Here is a 14,368-nt window from a genome sequence, read left to right on the forward strand (position 1 = left end):
TTACCACACCCGTACGACCACGGTCGCGTCCGATCCGTCGAGCAGGACCGCCCGGCGGGCGACCGACACGTCCGCGTCCCGCGGCGGCGACGGTCCCGCCGCGAGCGTCGACCCGTCGTCGACGACGGTCACGTTCACCGTCCGTGCCGGCGAGATCACGCCGAGGGCGCCCTTCAGGTCCGTGGCGTTCGCGTCATAGCGGCAGTCGTCCGACCGGTCCGGCCCGTCGGTATCGAAGAACGCTTGGGTACAGGTGGCGTTCAGGACCGTCGGTCGCGCCGGGTTCTCGACGAGCAGGTCGTTCGCGACCCGGTCGGCCGACCGATCGGCGACGACGACGGCGTCGGTCGCGTCGCCGGTGAACGGCGCGGTGAGCGACGGGGCGAACGCGAACACGAAGGCGACGACCAGCAGGAAGACGCTCACCCCGACCGCGTAGTCGATCGTCGTCTGTCCGCGTTCGCCGGCGTCGCCACCCGGGTCCGCGGCGTCGCCACCGCGGTCGCGTCCGTCACCGTCCGGTCTCTCGCCGCCGCTCCCTCCCGAACGCCACGGGTCGGCGCTCACGCAACCACCACCCACACGCCGAGTGCGACGGTGAGCAACACGACCACGTACTTCATCCCGCTCACGATGTCGGCGCTGCGGATGTACCCCGCGATGACCCCCGAGAGCACCGCCTGTATCGTCACCGCATGAAAGAACAGCACCGACAGGCGGTCGACGTTGACGTTGCCGCCGAAGCCGCCGGATCCGAGCCCGCCGCCCCCGCCCGTCGCGGTGCCGGCACCGCCGCCTCCGCCGCCAGTCTGGGCGGTCAGCCCCGCGAGCACGTCGAGGAACCGGAGCTTCAGGATCGCCATCACCGCGAGCAGGGTGAGGTACGTCATCAGGATGATCGCCACCTGCATCCGGGTGCGGGAGATCCGTTCGCGTTCGATGTCGTCCTGGTTCTCGGAGGCCTGCGCCGCGGTCGTCAGCACGTCCGTGATCTGGCTGGACGCCTGCTGGGCCTCCGAGATGAGCTTCACTGTGCGGGCGAGCCGCGGGATATGGTACTTGTTGTTGAACTCGACGAGCGCCTCCCGGAGGCTCATCCCGTAGTTCACCTTCGCGTACATCACCTCGAACTCCTCGGCGAGCTTCCCGCTCGAGGTGTCGGCCGTCGTCCGGATCGACTCCAACAGCGTCTGCCCGGTATCGTTGGCCGAGGAGAGCTTCCGGAGGTTGTCCGAGAGCTTACCGGTGATCCCGCCGCGCCGGAGCTGGTGCCATTCGTAGAAGACCACCAGCGGGATCAGCGTGACGTACGCGGGGACGTACACCCACACGAACGTCGACCACACCGGGTTCTCGACGAACCCCTGAAACGTGAGCGGCGCGTCGCCGGAGGCGACGCCGAACCCGACCAACACGAGCGCGGCGGGCCCGGTCAGCGCGAGCGTGAACAGGGGGTTGTCCCGGAAGAACACGTGCGGCGCCTTCAGCAGTTGCCCGGTCTTGTACGTCCCCTCGCGCGACCGGATCCGATCGAACAGCGAGAAGTCGCCGACGAACGCCTCGACGAGCCCGAGGTGGAGCAGTCCCTCGCGCTGCTCCTCGGCGAAGTGCTCGTCGACGCCGCCGGGGTCGAGGTAGCCGTCGCCCGGCTCGTCCTGCTTCACCGTCGACACGAGCACGAGGAAGCCGACGCCGATGAGCGGCGTGAGCAGGTACACGGTTGCCGTCAGCAGGAAGTCCTGTCCCTGCCCGAGCATCGACATGATGACGAGGATGATGATGAGCAGGAGGGGAAACAGCGACAGCGTCATGTACATCTCGCCGAACAGCTCCAGCGTCTCCAGCGTCAGCTCCTGCTGCTGTTTCGACGTGCGCAGGTGTTTCTCTTTTTTATCGTAGAGGAACCGCTCCATGTCGCCGCCGGAGTTGATGATCGACAGCATGTCCGTGAGGAACTGCGAGAACTCCTCGCTGGGCGTCTCGATGGACTGCTGGCGGACCGCGTTGCGGTAGTCGGTGCCGAAGTAGCTCGTCTCCTGGACGATGCTCTGGAACTCCTTTGCCACCTCCCCGTACGTGTCGTCGGCCTCCGCCATCGCCTCGAAGATCTCCAGTTGGTTCAACCCGCCCACCGAGAGGGCGTACATGAACGAGACGCCGTCCGCGAGCAGCATATTGATCTCGCGCTTTCGGGCGTCCGCCCGTTGGTACGGGATCGCGAGCAGCGTCCCGAACCCGAGCCCGAACCCGACGCTTCCGAAGACGACGCCGCTGACGATCACGGCCGCGGGCTCGGTGAGCGACTCCAACAGCGCCGCCTGCCCCGGAGAACTCACTGGGATTCCCAGCCCGATCGACTCAGCCTGGACGATCCCGAACGCGAACAGCCCCCAGCCAAGCAGTATCCCGACCAGCCACAGCGCCAGCCCCACGAGTACGCCGACACCGAGCGCCCGGGAGACGTACAGCTCGACGGGTTGGTTCATCCGCGCCTGCGTCAGTTTCGTATCGACGGTGTCGACGAAGTCCCCGTCCTCGTCGAACAGCCGCCGGAACAGCGGGTAGAAGGCGTCCGCGAAGCCTCGCGCGCTCCCGAAGCCCGAGTCGGTGTCGAGGCTCATCTACGTCTTCCCCTCTTCGCCGTCCGCTCCGTCCGTCGGGTCGTCGCCGTCGTCGTGTTCGCCGTCGTCGGGTTCAGCGACCTCCCCGAATCCCCAGTCGTCGATCACCTCCTCGTCGGGGGATGCCCCGTCGACGACGGGGTCGGACGCGTCCCCGTCGTCGTCTGGCGTGCCCGCGTCGATCGCCGTGTCGCCGTCCGAACGGGCGTCGTCCGGTCGGTCGTCGTCGAACTGATCGATCGCGTCGAACGCGTCGGTCGCCTCGCCGGTCGGGTCGGCCGCGCCGTCGTCCGCGTCATCTGTGTTGTCCGCGTTGGTCGCGTCATCCGACCCACCCGTGTCGAACGATCGGCCGACATCGAGCGGCTCCGGACCGATCCCGTCGAACGGTGCGCCGCCGGCGGTCGCGTCCGCGTTCGTGTCCGCGTCGCCGGCGAGCGCCTCCCCCGCCCCCGGCTCGGCGGCGACATCGCCGGCCGGCTCGACGGCGCCCAGGGCTGCCGCGACGCCGTCGGTGCGCTCGCCGCGGAACTCCGCGAGGATCGGGTCCGCCTCCTCGAGGATCGACTCCGCCTCCGCCGCCTGCGCCTCGGAGGGCTCCGGACGGGGAACCATCTCCTCTTTGTCCTCGTCCACGTCGATCAGGACCGACTCCATCTCCCGGAGGTCGTCGAGGCTCGTCTCCAGCCGTTCGTTCGCCATCAGCGAGAGGATCGTCTCGGGGTCGTTGATGAACGCTTGGAGCGTCGCCGCAACCTGCGTGTACGTGTTGAGCCCGCGGTCGATCAGGTAGGCGATCACCGCGCGCCGCTTGAGCAACTCCTCCTCGAGCGTCTCGTGACTCCATCCACGGTCGAACATGATCTCCTCGAGGGTGTTGGAGTCGCCCATGTGGAGGAACTCGTCCGTCTCGGCCTGCCACTGATAGACGTCCTGAACGTTGATCTCGTCGTTCTCGGCGTCGTAGTGGTTGATCTCCGTGAGTGATTTGTTCCGGCGGACCTTCCGACCCTGCACCCGGGTCGACGCCTGCACCGACACGAGATCCAGCGCCGTGAACATCGTCTTCGAGACGTTGATCGGCTCGGTGGTGAACCGCTTGAGTACCTCGCCGACGTTGTCCGCGTGGAAGGTCGTGTACGTCGTGTGCCCGGTCGACATGACCTGAAAGAGGGTGCGGCCCTCCTCGCCGCGGATCTCGCCCATGACGATGTAGTCGGGCCGCTGGCGCAGCGCGGCCTCCAGCAGGTCGAACTCGTCCACGTCGCCGCCGTCGTCGTCCGCGAACGAGGGGCGGGTGACGGAGGCGATCCAGTTGCGCTGGGGCAGCTCCACCTCGCGGGTGTCCTCGATGGAGACGATCTTCGAGTTCGAGGGGATGAACAGCGAGACGGCGTTCAGGCTGGTCGTCTTCCCGGAGGCGGTGCCGCCCGCGAAGATCACGCTCTTGTGGTTCTCGATGCACAGCCACAGGAACGCCATCTCGTCGAGGCTGAACGTGTTCCAGTTGATGAGGTCGATCGGCGTGAACGGGACGTCCTTGAACTGCCGGATAGTGTAGTTGGTCCCGTGGTCGGACACCTCCTTGCCGAGGGTTAGCTGTGCACGCGAGCCGTCGGGGAGCGTGGCGTCGACCTGCGGGCGGCGCTTCGAGATCCCCTTCCCCGATCGCTGGGCGAGTTTGACGACGAAGTCGTCCAACTCCTGCTCGCCGTGGTAGACGTTCGAGATGATCTGCTCGTAGTCGGAGTGGTAGACGAAGACGGGGGAGTTGTACCCGTCACAGGAGATGTCCTCGACGTTGATGTCGTGTTTGATGCCGTCGATGCGCTCGTAGCCGACGAAGTCGCGTTCGAGGTAATACAGCGCCTTCGTCACGGTGTACTCGGTGAGCGTGTCCGGGTCCTCCGCGAGAACCGCGGGCTCGGGGCGCGCGGCGATGCCCTCGATCTCGCCGTCGGACTCGCGGGGGGCGACGCCGAGCGCGCGGATCAACCGACCCGCGGCGCCCTCATCGTCGACCTCGACGCCGAACAGCTCCGCGAGCTTGTCGCCGAGCTGCGGGCCGGCGTCGCGGGTGTAGAGGTCGTACCGGTCCAGCAGGTCGTACGTCTCCTCGCGGATCGTCAGCCGCCGGTGATCGTCGTCGGTCGCGACGGCGCCCTCGTCGGCGTACTTGATCGCCGAGCGGAGCTTCCCCTCGAGGAACTCGAACAGGTCCTCCTCGATGGCGTTGCGGTACGGCTCGACGACGTAGTACTTCTTCTCGTTCTCCTTCGTCGAGTGAAAGACGATCACGAACGAGTACGGCTCGTTCACCCAGTACCGCTCGACCTCGCGGAAGTGGCGCTTCTTCGGCATCGGCACCGCCTTCTCCAGGTCGTAGCGGTTCGCGACCGTCGTCGTCCCGGCGGCGTCGCTGAAGAACGCGTCCTCGTCGACGTCGTCGGCGACGTCGACCGTCCGATCGTCGACCACCTCGTCCAACTCCGGCGCGCGCTTCGCGAGGTGCCCGAGCGTCTCCTCGACGCGGTTCGGGTCGAACCCCAGCGCCTCGGCCTTGTCGGCGTCGGTGAACTCCAGGGGCTCGTCCTCCTCGTCGGTCGGCGGGTTCCCCTCCTCGTCGAGGAAGTACTCCTCGCGGTAGTCGTCCCACGTGTAGATGTCCTTCCAGACCGGGGTCTCGTCGTACGCCAGCAGCGGGGAGCGGTCCGCGATCGACTCGCCGAGCGCGCCGGCCGAGCCGACGGTCGTCGGGACATCGCCGGGGTCGATCCCGAGCGCCCCGGCGGCGACATCGGCGACGCCGAGCGCCGCCAGGTCCTCGGCGGTCGCGGCGCGGACCTCGATCCGCACGACCTCCTCGCCGTCCTCGTCCTCCTCGAGGACCTCCGTCCGGAGGCGTTCGACGAGTTCGTCGGCAGCGTCCTCGTGTCCGTGATCCCGCAGGAAGTCCGGCCACGTGTACTCCCCGACGACGGCCGCATCCCCCGAGCGCGTCGCCGACCCGGATCCGTCCTCGAATCCGGAGCCGGCGGCCGCGTCAGCCTCGTCGGTAGCCATTAAGTTGACTCAATTCGGGCGCCACGTTAAATGCTTGCCCTCCATATCACCGCTGAGAAGCGACGGTACACACGTTACATAGCCGGTTTTCGAGGGAACTCGCTTCCGTCCTGTTCGGTTTGTAATGAGTTGCTCGAAGTCGGAAAGAATTCGGCAATCGGGGTACTCGCTCGTCCCGAGCAACGCGCGATATCACTCACGGATCGCTTCGTTCGTCGTTCGATTCGAGGTCTCGCTACGCTTGACCTCGCGACGGGCGTGACGGGAGTCACGCGAGCGAGCGGAGCGAGCGAGTGTTACTACGTCACGGACGTGAACGAGCGAAGCGAGTGAACGGGCTCACGGGTCGCTTCGCTCCCCGTTCGCATCGAGGTCTCGCTGCGCTCGACCTCGCAACGGGCGTGACGGGATTCGAACCCGCGATCTAGCGGTTAGGAACCGCTCGCCGTATCCGCTTGGCCACACGCCCCGCGATGGGGAGTGTTCGGCGGGCGGGTAAAAACGGTCCGGGACGGCGCCTTAGTTTTTCTCCGTGTCGGTCTCGACGCTGTCGTCGGTCGAGCCGGTGGACGAGTCGGCCGTCGAATCGACGGTCGAGTCGGCGGCGATCTCGTCGTCCTCGTCGATCTCGCCCTCCTGCATCTCCTGAAGCTCCTCTTCGACCTGCTCGCGGCCCTTCTTGAACTCGCCCATCGCCTGCCCGGTCGAGCGGGCCAGCTTGGGGATCTTGTTCGCGCCGAACAGCAGCACCAACACGAGCAGGATGATGAGCATCTCCGGACCGCCCGGGATGGCGCCGAACAGGGGTAGGGTGGTAGGCATCTCTACTCCCGGCTTACCCGGTGGCAATTATAGGCTTTTTGGACCGAACGGTACGGCCTCCACAGGCGTTCTTGCACGGAACAACCGGAATATCCCCGTTTGACGGAGGGACGGTGTCGATCCGAAGTCGCCTCCACGGCGGGCCCGAGATCGGCAGTCGAGACGTGAACGGTGACCAGCCTGGGAAGATGTTGAGCGCAGTTGGTACGGAACCGTCGGCAGCTCGACTGCGACCGGCGCGGTGCGCGCCGGCGCGTGCATCGTGCGCCGACGGCCACCGCCGTGTCGACGGACCTATAGGAACATCATCGCGCCGAAGATCATCCCGACGACGAGGGCGAGACCGCCCCAGGCGGCCACCGCGATCCCCTGCGCTTCGTCGAAGTCCCGGTACACCCGGTAGCCGCAGTAGATCGAGAGCGGACCGAACACGATCGGAAGCAGGACGAACGCGATCAGGCCGGAGACGGCGCCGCCGACGAGGAACGTGTTCTTTCCCGTCGACGACCCGCCGGCCGCAGTTCCGGAAGCCGGGGTGCCCGTCGAACGCGAGCCGGAGACCCCGGTGTTGCCCGTCGCTACCCCACACTCTGGGCAGAGCTCGGCGTTCTTCTTGATGACCGCACCACAGGAGGAGCAGTACATGTCGTTGGGCCCCTTCTCACGGGAATCCGCGTCGTCGGGGTCCTCGTGCAGTTCCTCCGTGGCCTGTTCGGCGCCCTCGACTGAGCCGCCGCCGGTCGGGTTCTCCGTCGACTGCCCGACCCCTTCGGCGGTGCCGTCGTCAGTCGGTTTCCTTCCGGACTGTTCCACACCGTCACCGGGGTCGTCGCCGGTCGATCCCTCCGGAGAGCGCCCCGCTCCGTCGGTCGGATCGGTCACCATGCCGGGCGCATCACAGCATTCGTAAGTAATTGTTTCGACAGATCCGGTCGGAACGGGCGGTCGGAAGACGATCTCCGAGCGTCGATCCATGCCGCCGAACCCTCCAGCGCAACGATTGCGGAGGATCGAGGGAGAACCACGGGAGAGGCCGAGCCCTTTTGCGGGCGCCCCACGTCCGCCGTGGTATGAGCGACAACGCCGGTTCGACGGAGACGACTCCGGACGACGACCCGAACAAGATGAGCGTTCGGCAGTACGACCCCGACGCCGAGCACGCGTTCCCCGACGAGCGCGTGAACGAGGTGTTGGCAGCCATCGAGTCCGATCCCGAGATCCGGACGTACCTCCGCGCGCAGAACGTCAACGCCGTCACGCGCAAGGGGTACAACGACCACGGCGCCAAGCACATCGAGATCGTCCGCAACCGGGCGTTGCGACTGTACGACCTGCTGAAGCGCGGCGGCGTCGAGTTCAACGGCGCGAGCGAGCAGGGGCTCGACGAGGCCGACGAGGCGGTGATCGTCGCGCTCGCGGCCACGATCCACGACATCGGCCACGTCGTCCACCGCGACGATCACGCCTACTACTCGATCCCGCTGGCGGCCGACCTGCTGGATCGGTTCCTCCCGCAGTTCGACTACTACGGAACCGAGGAGGCCGTCCGCGTGAAAGCGGAGGTCCTCCACGCCATCCTCTGTCACCACACCGAGGAGACGCCGCTCACCCGCGAGGCGGGCGTCATCCGCGTCGCCGACGCGCTCGACATGGAGCGGGGTCGCTCCCGGATCCCCTACGAGAAGGGCGGTCGCGGCATCAACACGCTCTCCTCGCAGGCCATCAGCAACGTCGACCTCAAGCCCGGCAGCGAGGCCGACGGCCACGACGGCGACGCGATGCCCGTGCTCGTCGAGATCGAGATGGTGAACGCCGCGGGCGTCTATCAGGTCGACAACCTCCTCAAAGCGAAGCTTCGCGACTCGCTCATCGAGGACCTCGTCCGCATCGTCGCGATCAACACGAAAAGCGACGACCAGCTCGTCGAACGGATCGAGCTGTAGCGGCGTCGCCGCCGGAGCGATCCGGGGATTGCGATGAACGTACACCGTGAGAACTCACCCCGTATCCGGCCGCGATGATGGAATTTAAGCGCACCCTGTGTGTTTCGGAACGTAACAGTGGTGCAGTTCGGCAACTCCGTCGCCCTCCTGCGCGACAAGGAGTTCTCGGCGCTGGCGGGCACTGCGTTCGCGCGCAGTCAGGCGTACTCGACGCTGCTCATCGCGCTGGCGCTGTACGCCGAGGACTTCGGGACGACCGGCACGGTCGAGGGACTGTTCGGCACCGCCTTCGCCGTCGTCCAGTTGCTCATCGTCCTCCCGCTCGGCCGGAAGGTCGACACGAGCAACGCGAAACACTGGCTCCTGCTGGGGCTCGCGATCAACGTGGTCGTCTTCTTCGGGTTCATGCTCGTCGAGAGCGCGACGCACGTCATCCTCGTCCGGGTCTTGCAGGGCGTCGGCGCGTCCGTCCTCTGGATCACGGGCTCGACCGTCGTCGGCCACATCGCGCCGGACGACCAGAACGGCCGCTGGCTCGGTTCGTACAACCAGGTCGCGGCGTTCTCCAGCCTCGCGGGGGACGTGGTCGGCGGCTACCTCCTGTTCGCGGAGGGGTACACGTTCACGTACGTCGTCCTCACCGCGGTCACGATCCTCGCGTTCGTCCTCGTGTTCCTCAACCTCCGCGACGATCCCGGCGGCGGCACCGAGAACGACGCCGGCGACGGCGTCGCGACGCTGAAGGCGCTGCTCGACCTCCCGATGATCCGCGCGCTCGTCGTCTTCCGGCTCGCGTTCTCGGTCGGCAAGATGGCGGTGATCATCTTCCTCCCCATCCTCGCGCGCACCGAGTTCGGAACAACCGCGTTCGCAATCGGCTGGATCCTCGCGGGCGGGAAGCTCACGAAGTCGATCACTCAGGGGTACGTCGGCGACCTCTCCGACCGCGTCGGCAACAAGGAGTACTTCGTCGTCGCCGGCGCGTTCCTGTACGGGATCGGCACGGCGCTCATCCCCCTGAGCTACTACTTCGAGGGGACGGTCGACCCGGTTCGGTTCGTCGCCTTCGGCGGCGAGCAGGTGCTCGGCGGCGCGTTCTTCAGCCTCTTCGGGGCGTACATGATCCTGGGTGTCGCCGACTCGATCCGCCTGCCGGCGTCGATGTCGCTGTTCGTCGAGGAGGGCGAGCGCTACGACTCCGTCGCCTCAGCGATGAGCCTCCGATCGATCTCCTGGAAGGTCGGGCAGGTCGCGGGGCCGGTCGGCATCGGGGCCATCAAGCAGTACGTCTCCACGAGCGCCGCTTTCTACACGGCCGCGGGGTTCATCGTCGTCGCTTCCGGCGTCTTCTGGGTCGTGTTCCGCCGGGCGTCGGCGCGGGAGGCGGCGCTGGAGGAACTGGACGCGGACCCGGCAGACGACTGATCCCGTCGGCGCCGCTGGCGACGTGGAACCCACAAGAACTGCGCCGGCCGGGATTTGAACCACGCCCGGACGTGCTCACACCGCTGCGCGCGTCCGGTCTACTTTAAATCCCTCGAAGGCGAGTACGTCTCTCACTTCGTTCGGCAAAAATGCGCCGGCCGGGATTTGAACCCGGGTCGTTGGCTTGGAAGGCCAAAGTCATACCAGCTAGACCACCGGCGCACATCGCTCGCTTCGCTCGCTCGTGCGCCGTACCTCGCAAACCCTTCTGTTTGCTCACCACCGGCGCGCGGGAGCTACCTCACGCTTTCCGGTCCAAGAATAAGGGGTTTGCCGTTTCCGTCGGCCGGTCGTCGTCCCGGATCAGTCGTCGGCGGTCGCCTCGCCCTCGACCTCATCTGCGTCCGCCCGCGGGCCGCCTGCGTGCCCCTCGTGGGCGACGGCGGTCGCCATGAGTTCGGGGGAAACGGCCGGCACCTCGCTCTCGTCGACGGGGCCGAGGTCGGCGATGTCGTCGGTCGACCGCGGGAACGCCCGCAGGTCCATGTGGATCGCGATGCCGCACTTGGCGCCCTCGCCCATCGCGACGGGGATCTGGTTGTGACCCGGAGTGAGGTCGCCGACGGCGTACACGCCCTCGAGGGAGGTCCGCCCGTGGTCGTCGACGGCGACCTCCCCCGAGTCCTCCCGCTCCAACCCGAGCGCGTCGGCGAGTTCGGCGTGGTAGTCCGAGCCGTACATCGGGAAGCCACCCTTGTACTCGCGGACGGTCCCGTCCTCGAACTCGAAGCTCTCCAGCCAGCCGTCGTCGTCCTTGTTCATCCCCGTGATCTCCTCTCGGACCACGTCGACCGGGTGGTTCTCCAGCATCTCCGCGGTGTCGTCGGACCAGTCGGGTTCCTCGCCGCGCAGGAGGACGTCCACCTCGTCTGTGAAGTTGAGCATGATCATCGCGACGTAGGCGGCGGAGTCGCCCGTCCCCATCACGTACACCGACTCGTCGACGAACATGTACGCGTCACAGTGGAGGCAGTAGTGCAGCCCCATGCCGGTGCGGGGCAGCGGCGGGTCGGGGCGCTCGTCGGAGAACCCGGTCGCGAGCACGACGCGTCGCGTCGTCAACTCCTCGTCGCCGGTGTCGACTCGGAACCCGTCGGGGGCGCCGTCGTCCCCCTCGTCTACGTCGCCGTCGTCCCCACTGCCTCTGCTGTCGCTGTCCCCGCCGCCTCTACCGATCGCCTCGACGTGCTCCACGAACCCGCGACGGTACTCCCCGCCGTAGCTTTTGACCTGCTCCTGGGCGGTCTTGAGGAACTCGTTGCCCGAGGTCTCCTCGGTGACCCCGATGACGTTGTGGGTGTCGCGCATCATCGCCGCGCGGCCGCCGCCGCGGTTCACGACGAGCGTGTCGAGACCGAGCCTGGTCGCGTACAGCGCGCTCGTCAGCCCCGCCGGACCGGCGCCGACAACCGTCACGTCGAAGTCGAACTCGTCGTCGCTGATCATCTGTCTCGACGTTGGGTCGGCCCCCGTATAAAAACGCGTCCGGTCGTGCGGCCGGCGTATCCACCCGGCAGGCGTTCACATACACACGGACACCGCTCGCCGGCCGGTTCCATGGGCTGCGGCTCGGAAGCTCACTCCGGCGCGACGACCGCATAACAGTTGCCGCTGGAGACGACCGACCTGACGACCCGCAAGTCGGACGCGGCCAGGTCCGCGTCGAACTCCCGCGGCGCGTAGATGTGATAGAAGCGGGGCACCGTCTCCCCGCCCGGAAGGGTCCAATCGACCGTCGTGTCGAACCCTGCCTCCGAGTCCGCGTCGGCGTCGAAGCGGTCGTGGGCGGTGCTCCACGCGCTCACCAGCGCCCGACCGTCGGGCGCGAGCGCCCGGGCGAGCTCCGACAGCGAGGCGACCCGTCGCTCGCGCGGACGGAGGTGATGGAGCGCGGCGACGTACACCGCCAGATCGACGCGACTGTCGGCGACGGGAAGCGCGGCGGCGTCGCCGCGAACGAAGGACACGCCCGAGTCGTACCCGCACTCGCTGGCTCTCGCGCCAGCCTCCAGCAACAGCCCCCGGCTCACGTCAACGCCGACGACCCGGTCGACACGGTCGGCGAGCGGTTCGCAGTGACGACCGTTGCCGCAGCCGACGTCGAGCCCGACCCGCCCTGAGCGACCGTCGAGGAACGACTCCACCTCCGGCCAGGCGTGTTCACGCGTCTTCGAGAAGTGGGTCGCGATGCGGTCGTACGTCGACGCGGCCGACGGCGGCGACCGTGACGGGTCGGACGCGTCGACGCCGTCGCCTTCGGTGGGGTCCGAGTCGTCAGTGTGGGTCGGGTTGTCCGGGGTCATCCGACGATCACGAACGTGAGGTACGCGAGCAGGAGCATGACGGTCGCGTGTTTCACGCCGTCGCTGACGTTCCCCTCGCCCAACTGTCCGGCGATGAGCCCCGACGCGACCGCCTGGATCGCGGATGCGTGATAGAATATCAGGACGTAGCTGTCGGTGTCGACGCCGCCGATCCCCTCGAACACGCCGGTCGAGACGCCGGAGACGCCGCCGGGGGACGACAGCTGCGCCCCCTCGACGGCCGGAATGAACGCCACCGTCAGCGCCCCGATGATGCCGAGAAACACCGCGAAGGAGACGTAGATCACGAGCAGGTACGTCACCATGACCTGTCGTCGCTCCCTGCGGAGCCGCCGCGTCGAGCGCGCCTCGTCGGCCGCGATCTCCAGGACCGGCGCCACGTCGCCGCTCGCGTCGACGGCGTTCGTGACGAGCGCGATCGCCCGCGACACCATCGGCGAGTGAACCCGCCGGCGGAACCTGTCGAGCGCCGTCGTCACGGTCGCACCCCACTGCACGTCACGCCACGTCCGCTCTAACTCCGGGGTGAGCCGCCCGAGGTCGGATCTCGTGAGCCGACGGAGGCTCTCGATGACGCTCACGCCGGCGTCGTTGACGCTCGCCATCCGATCGAGGAAGTCGGGTACCGCGCGTTCGATCGCCCGGATCCGTCGCTTCTCGATCTCGTAGGCGAGGCCGTAGGCTGCGAGCACCAGCAGCGCCGCCTCGATCACCGGCGAGTCGACCGCCCGGGCGAACGCCGTCGGCGTGGGCCGGAACGACGGCGTCCGCATCCACACCCACCACAGCCCGACCGGAACCGTGAGGAGCGCGGTCAGCTCCGGCCGTTCGAGCACGATCCCCGCCGGGCGCCGGGCGGCGTCGAGCACGGCCTCGATCCGGTCGTACGCGGCCAGCCGTTCCCTGCTCGCCGCCCACCGATCCCCTCGCTCGGCGCCGCCGCGGTCGACGCCCGTCGCGCCCCCGTCCGTCCGAGCGCCCGAACCGTCGCCGAATCCGTCTGCGTTCGACCGGGTCACCGCGTCGAGGCGCGCGTCTCCCACCGGCTGGTCCGCCGCGATCGCGTCGCCCGTCGACCGAGTGATCGAGTCGATGTAGACGACGAAGCCGAAGCTCGCCAGCGGGATCGCGAGGTAGACCACCGCGCGCAACAGCGGAAGGGTGTCCGAGAGGACGATCCCGATGACGACCAGGATCGTGATGAAGAACAGGGGTCCCGCGACGAGTACGGTTACGTACGCCTCCGCGAACGTCGAGATGAGCTCGAGATACTGCTCCTGTTGGGACTCCGCCTCCTCCTGATACCGCTCGTACTGGTCGCGCAGGAACGCCGACAGCTCCTGGCCGCTGCCGAGCACGGACGCGAGGTTCTCGCCGAACTCGGCCATGTTCTGGGAGGGCGTTCGCTCGGCCATGTGTTCGAGCGCGGTGAGGACATCCGTTCCGAACGTGTTCATGTCGCGGACGGCGACGCCCAGCTCGCGGGCGGCCTCGCCGTACACGTCCTCGTTTCGCGACAGCGTCTCCAACACCGCCGGCAGCGCCATCCCCGAGCGCGACAGCGCGTACACGAACGCGACCGTTCGGGGGAGCGTCGCCTCGATCTGTGTCGCTCTCGCGTGTGCCCGCTGGTCGAGGATCTCCCACCGGAAGAGGTACACGGCGACGGCCGACCCGACGCCCACGGTCGCCGAGGAGAGCAAGAGGAGGGGGAACAGCTCCGTGACCGTGAGCTGGCCGATCCGGGTCAAGTCCGCGAGAAAGCCCAGCAATGCGGGCAGTGCCGTCCGGATCGCCTCCCCGCCGATCCGCAGGAGCGCCAGCGTCGCCGCGGCGACGTACACGCCGAGGACGCTCCCCGAGACGCCGGCGACGGCGGCGTACAGCAGCGTCTTCGAGGCGTACAGCCGGTGGGTGACGCCGACGTGTGCCGCCCGAAGGCGGTCGCGTTGGCGGTGCTTCCGGGGCCGGTCGGCGCCCACGTAGTCGCCGAAGGCGTGAACCGCAACCCGGGTCACTGCGAGGTTCGCCCCCGGGCTCACCGACGCCGCGGCGACGGGTGCCAGGAGGAGCAGCGTCCCGACCAGCGGCAGGAACGACAACACCATCC

The 14,368-nt window shown here is 67.8% G+C and carries 10 protein-coding genes and 2 tRNA genes; 2 read left to right on the plus strand and 10 right to left on the minus strand.

Annotated features, from left to right (window positions below; genetic code table 11):
- From K6T50_RS00955 to K6T50_RS00980, 6 genes are all read right to left on the minus strand, one after another.
- Positions 1 to 567, minus strand: a complete 567-nt coding sequence (locus K6T50_RS00955; RefSeq protein WP_225935345.1) for a DUF7287 family protein — start codon at positions 565 to 567, stop codon at positions 1 to 3.
- On the minus strand, positions 564 to 2,621 hold the full coding sequence (locus K6T50_RS00960) for a type II secretion system F family protein (RefSeq protein ID WP_222607590.1): 2,058 nt from the start codon (positions 2,619 to 2,621) through the stop codon (positions 564 to 566). Before K6T50_RS00960 ends, K6T50_RS00955 begins: the two co-directional genes overlap by 4 nt.
- On the minus strand, positions 2,622 to 5,684 hold the full coding sequence (locus K6T50_RS00965) for a type II/IV secretion system ATPase subunit (RefSeq protein ID WP_222607591.1): 3,063 nt from the start codon (positions 5,682 to 5,684) through the stop codon (positions 2,622 to 2,624).
- Positions 5,685 to 6,080: 396 nt separating this feature from the next.
- Positions 6,081 to 6,153 (minus strand) — tRNA-Arg (locus tag K6T50_RS00970).
- A gap of 50 nt (positions 6,154 to 6,203) precedes the next feature.
- Positions 6,204 to 6,506, minus strand: coding sequence for a Sec-independent protein translocase subunit TatA/TatB (locus tag K6T50_RS00975; protein ID WP_222607592.1), 303 nt, complete (start codon positions 6,504 to 6,506; stop codon positions 6,204 to 6,206).
- A 294-nt stretch (positions 6,507 to 6,800) separates the two neighbouring features.
- Entirely contained in the window at positions 6,801 to 7,391 is a 591-nt protein-coding gene (locus K6T50_RS00980; RefSeq protein WP_222607593.1) for a zinc-ribbon domain-containing protein, read from the minus strand.
- 239 nt (positions 7,392 to 7,630) lie between these two features.
- On the opposite strand from K6T50_RS00980, the gene K6T50_RS00985 reads away from it, so the two are divergent.
- Positions 7,631 to 8,449 carry an HD domain-containing protein gene (locus tag K6T50_RS00985; protein ID WP_225935428.1) on the plus strand — a complete coding sequence of 273 codons (819 nt, stop codon included), beginning with the start codon at positions 7,631 to 7,633 and terminating at the stop codon, positions 8,447 to 8,449.
- Between the two features lie 117 nt (positions 8,450 to 8,566).
- Positions 8,567 to 9,874 carry an MFS transporter gene (locus K6T50_RS00990; protein ID WP_222607595.1) on the plus strand — a complete coding sequence of 436 codons (1,308 nt, stop codon included), beginning with the start codon at positions 8,567 to 8,569 and terminating at the stop codon, positions 9,872 to 9,874.
- 150 nt (positions 9,875 to 10,024) lie between these two features.
- Here K6T50_RS00990 and K6T50_RS00995 read toward each other — a convergent pair.
- The 4 genes from K6T50_RS00995 to K6T50_RS01010 all read right to left on the minus strand — a co-directional run bounded on the left by K6T50_RS00995 (position 10,025) and on the right by K6T50_RS01010 (position 14,366).
- Positions 10,025 to 10,096 (minus strand) — tRNA-Gly (locus K6T50_RS00995).
- Between the two features lie 141 nt (positions 10,097 to 10,237).
- Positions 10,238 to 11,380, minus strand: coding sequence for an NAD(P)/FAD-dependent oxidoreductase (locus K6T50_RS01000; RefSeq protein ID WP_222607596.1), 1,143 nt, complete (start codon positions 11,378 to 11,380; stop codon positions 10,238 to 10,240).
- 131 nt (positions 11,381 to 11,511) lie between these two features.
- Entirely contained in the window at positions 11,512 to 12,237 is a 726-nt protein-coding gene (locus K6T50_RS01005) for a class I SAM-dependent methyltransferase (protein ID WP_222607597.1), read from the minus strand.
- The gene (locus tag K6T50_RS01010) at positions 12,234 to 14,366 is read right to left on the minus strand and encodes a type II secretion system F family protein (RefSeq protein ID WP_222607598.1); all 2,133 of its coding nucleotides are present in this window, start codon (positions 14,364 to 14,366) and stop codon (positions 12,234 to 12,236) included. The genes K6T50_RS01005 and K6T50_RS01010 overlap by 4 nt, the downstream gene beginning before the upstream one ends.
- Positions 14,367 to 14,368 lie beyond the last annotated feature (2 nt).

This window comes from Halobaculum magnesiiphilum (assembly GCF_019823105.1).
In the GTDB taxonomy this organism is placed as follows: Archaea; Halobacteriota; Halobacteria; order Halobacteriales; family Haloferacaceae; genus Halobaculum; species Halobaculum magnesiiphilum.